The organism is Mycobacterium sp., assembly GCF_035314665.1.
GTDB lineage: Bacteria > Actinomycetota > Actinomycetes > Mycobacteriales > Mycobacteriaceae > Mycobacterium.
In genome coordinates, this window is the sequence record NZ_DATFZD010000392.1 from 1 (window position 1) to 4267 (window position 4267).

Sequence of the window (4267 nt, forward strand, 5' to 3'; positions counted from 1 at the left end):
TCTGCGATCAGGCCGATGACCTGGCGCGCACGGTGGCCGCCGTCTACTCCGAATACCAGCACCGGCTGCGGGCGGCCAACGCGCTCGACTTCGACGATCTGATCGGCGAGACGGTCGCGGTGCTGCAGGCTTTCCCGCAGATCGCCCAGCATTATCGTCGGCGGTTCCGGCACATCCTGGTCGACGAGTATCAGGACACCAACCATGCCCAGTACGTGCTGGTGCGGGAGCTGGTCGGCCGCGACGTCGAAGATGGTGTGACGCCCGGTGAGCTGTGTGTGGTCGGCGACGCCGACCAGTCGATCTATGCGTTCCGCGGCGCCACGATTCGTAATATCGAGGATTTCGAACGCGACTACCCCAACGCCACGACGATTCTGCTCGAACAGAATTACCGCTCCACGCAGAACATTCTGTCGGCGGCCAACTCGGTGATCTCGCGCAACTCGGGACGTCGGGAAAAGCGGCTGTGGACCGACGCCGGCGAGGGCGAGCTGATCGTCGGCTACGTCGCCGACAATGAGCACGACGAGGCACGATTCGTCGCCGAGGAAGTCGACGCGCTGGTCGGCGGTGGCGATCTCACCTACAACGATGTGGCGGTTTTCTACCGCACCAACAACTCGTCGCGGTCGTTGGAAGAGGTGTTCATCCGCGCCGGCATTCCGTACAAAGTCGTTGGGGGTGTGCGGTTTTACGAGCGCAAGGAAATCCGCGACCTCGTCGCATATCTTCGGGTGCTGGACAATCCGGGGGACGCGGTCAGCATGCGACGCATCCTCAACACGCCGCGCCGCGGCATCGGTGATCGGGCCGAGGCTTGCGTGGCGGTGTACGCCGAGAACACGGGTTCCAGTTTCGCCGACGCGCTCGAGGCCGCCGCCGAAGGCAAGGTGTCGATGCTGAACACCCGGTCGGTCAAGGCGATCGCGGGTTTCGTCGAGATGCTCGACGATCTGCGTGGCCGGCTCGACGCCCCGCTCGGGGAGCTGGTCGAAGCGGTGCTGGAGCGCACCGGATATCGCGCGGAGCTGGAATCGTCGTCCGACCCGCAAGACTTGGCCCGGTTGGACAACCTCAACGAACTCGTCAGCGTCGCACACGAATTCGCCACCGACCTGGAGAACGCGGCGGCGCTCGACGAGACGGTCGGCACGCCCGACGACGAAGACGTGCCGGACACCGGTGTGCTGGCGCAATTCTTGGAGCGGGTGTCGCTGGTCGCCGACTCCGACGAAATCCCCGAGCACAGCGCCGGTGTGGTGACGCTGATGACGTTGCACACCGCCAAGGGGCTGGAATTCCCGGTGGTGTTCGTGACCGGTTGGGAAGACGGCATGTTTCCGCACATGCGGGCATTGGGCGATCCCAATGAGCTTTCCGAGGAACGGCGGCTGGCCTACGTCGGGATCACCCGGGCGCGTCAGCGGCTGTATGTCAGCCGGGCCAAGGTGCGGTCGTCGTGGGGACAGCCGATGCTGAACCCCGAGTCGCGGTTCCTGCGCGAGATCCCGCAGGAGCTCATCGACTGGCGGCGCACCGACCCCACCCCGTCGTTTAGTGCGCCGGTCAGCGGCGCCGGGCGATTCGGCTCGCCGCGTCCGTCGCCCACTCGTTCGTCGGTGAGCAAACGCCCGCTATTGGTGCTGGAACCCGGCGATCGGGTTACCCACGACAAGTACGGGCTGGGCCGGGTGGAAGAGGTGTCCGGTGTTGGCGAATCAGCCATGTCGCTGATCGACTTCGGCAGCTCAGGGCGGGTCAAGCTGATGCACAACCACGCTCCCGTCAGCAAGCTTTAGCCGTCGAGCAGCCAGTCCTTGGTGCGTGGCAGCAGCGCCAACACCGCGGTGGAAATCGGCAGCAGGGGCAGGGCGTGCACAATCCAGGCGACGCGTGCTCCGGCGATGAACACGCCACCATAGGTCAATAGGGCGATCACCGCCCCGGCCACGATCAGGTAGCGGCCCAGCGAACGGCGAAGCAGCAGCATGATCACACCGCAGATCGTGGCCAGTGCGAACACCATCGCGAGGAACGCCACCGCGACGCAGAACAGCCGGTCGGATTTCCACCAGCCCGCGATCAGGTCGGTTGCCACGACCGAGGTCGCCCAGCCGCTGACGATGCTGACAGCGGCGGCGGCCACCGCCGTCGCGCTGACGGGTTCACCCGGCAGGCCGCTCGCGCGAGGCGGGCGCGGGCTGGGCCCGGCGTAGGCGGAGGGCGGGGGCTGGCGCGGGATCTGCGTCGTGCGGGCGTCGTCCAATATCTGCGGGAGCGGCGCGGTCGGCGCTCGCCGGATGATACGCGTCTGGGGCGCGCTTTCAGGCGCCGGAGAGCTGACGCGGGCGCGCATGGGCTCGCTTGGCGTCTGGGTGGGCGGGTGATCGCCTGGCGTAGGGTTGTTCGGTCCGGTCACCGGTCAACCGGCGAAGGTGCCGACGGACAGGCCACGTTTGGCCAGCCACGGCACCGGGTCCACGCGTTGGGTGCCACCCAGCAGCACCTCGAAATGCAGGTGGGGGCCGGTTGAATTGCCGCGATTGCCCATGGTGGCAATCTGGTCGCCCGCCATCACGCGCTGACCCACGCTGACCATCGTGGTGTTGACGTGACCGTAGAGGGTGACCGTTCCGTCCGCGTGGCGCAGTTTGACCCACATCCCGTAGCCCGCGGTCGGGCCGGCGTCGATGACAACTCCGTCGGACACCGCCCTGATCGGGGTGCCGATCGAGTTCGCGAGGTCGATACCGGCGTGCAGCACACCCCAGCGGTATCCGAAACCCGAAGTGAATATGCCCTTCGTCGGCATGACGAACAGTGGCTGCTGCAGCCGGGCCTCGCGCTCGGCGCGCTCTTGGGCGAACGCGACGCCCTTGGCCAGCTCCGCGTTGTGCACCGCGACGTTTGCGGCGGGCTGCACGGCGACCATCTGCATGCCGCGGGCCGAGGTGGAGATGGGCCCGCCGTTCATGCTCGCCGAGTCGGCGGCCAGCACCGTCTCGGCCTTGGAGCGGTCGGAAGTGTGGGTGGCGGAGTGCGCAGCAGCGGCTGCGGCGCCGGCGGCCATGGCGCCGATCAACACCCGACCTCGCGTCGCGCCGTTCAGCTGTTTGCGGTGCTGGCCCCGGCGTCCGGGCAGATCCGGATCGTTTCGACGGCTGCGCAGCTCGGGCCGGTGCGAGTCGACCCGAGGCAGGACACGCGTCTCGTCCTCGCTGGGTCCGGCCAACGCCATGACAGGGAGGTTGTCGGTGTCGTCCAGGTCGTCGAGCTCGGGCGCGCGCAGAACCTGCGCTTCCTTGTCGAACGCGGAATTGTCGCTGAAGTCCAGGTCATCAAGGCTGCCGAACTCGTTGAACGGGATGATGTCGGTGACTTCGTTGCGGTCGAGTTCCAGCCTGCGGTCGCGCGATTGCCGTGCGCCTTCAGGCGCAGCAGACCGTGCAAGGCTGGGCTGGGTCAACCTGATTGTCCCTCGGAGCGTAACCAAAGCGTTATCTGGACCCTGAGACGTTAACGCCGACCACGCGGCATCGCAAGCCAAGCGGGAAATCCGCCTGTGAATGTGATTTGAATCACTTCAGGTGCTGCGGTGAGATCTGCCACATCCGCGGATGCCGACGACGGAACCCCTCGGCCGTGTCGATACGCTTCCCGCAAGCGGGCATCGGAAAACCCTGGGCTCGCGTACATACAGGCAAATAGGCCGACACATAGAAGTGAGCCCATGGATCTTTTCGAGTACCAAGCGAAAGAGCTGTTCGCCAAGCACAACGTCCCGACGACACCCGGCCGGGTGACCGACACGCCCGAAGGCGCCAAGGCGATCGCCGAGGAGATCGGTCGGCCGGTCATGGTGAAGGCCCAAGTCAAGACCGGTGGCCGAGGCAAGGCGGGCGGCGTGAAGTACGCCGCGACCGCTGAGGACGCCTACACCCACGCGAAAAACATCCTCGGCCTGGACATCAAGGGCCACATCGTCAAGAAGCTGCTGGTGTCTGAGGCCAGCGACATCGCCGAGGAGTACTACATCTCCTTCCTGCTCGACCGGGCCAACCGGACCTACCTGGCGATGTGTTCCGTCGAGGGTGGCATGGAGATCGAAGAGGTGGCCGCCACCAAGCCCGAACGGCTGGCCAAGGTTCCGGTTAACGCCGTCAAGGGCGTCGATCTGGCGACTGCGCGTTCGATCGCCGAACAGGGCCACCTGCCGGCCGAAGTGCTGGACGCCGCCGCGGTCACCATCTCCAAACTGTGGGAG

4 protein-coding genes are annotated in these 4267 nt (G+C 66.3%); 2 read left to right on the plus strand and 2 right to left on the minus strand.

Annotation, left to right across the window (positions count from 1 at the left end):
* Positions 1-1802 (plus strand): 3'-5' exonuclease (locus tag VKI00_RS27905; protein WP_324443988.1); only part of this gene is annotated, 1802 nt, incomplete at its 5' end.
* Here VKI00_RS27905 and VKI00_RS27910 read toward each other — a convergent pair.
* Positions 1799-2422, minus strand: coding sequence for a hypothetical protein (locus tag VKI00_RS27910; protein WP_414687315.1), 624 nt, complete (start codon positions 2420-2422; stop codon positions 1799-1801). The two genes, VKI00_RS27905 and VKI00_RS27910, sit on opposite strands and share 4 nt — an antisense overlap.
* Before the next feature lie 3 nt (positions 2423-2425).
* Positions 2426-3469 carry a M23 family metallopeptidase gene (locus VKI00_RS27915; RefSeq protein ID WP_414687316.1) on the minus strand — a complete coding sequence of 348 codons (1044 nt, stop codon included), beginning with the start codon at positions 3467-3469 and terminating at the stop codon, positions 2426-2428.
* 264 nt (positions 3470-3733) lie between these two features.
* On the opposite strand from VKI00_RS27915, the gene VKI00_RS27920 reads away from it, so the two are divergent.
* On the plus strand, positions 3734-4267 hold a 534-nt coding region (locus VKI00_RS27920; RefSeq protein WP_324443990.1), incomplete at its 3' end, for an ATP-grasp domain-containing protein.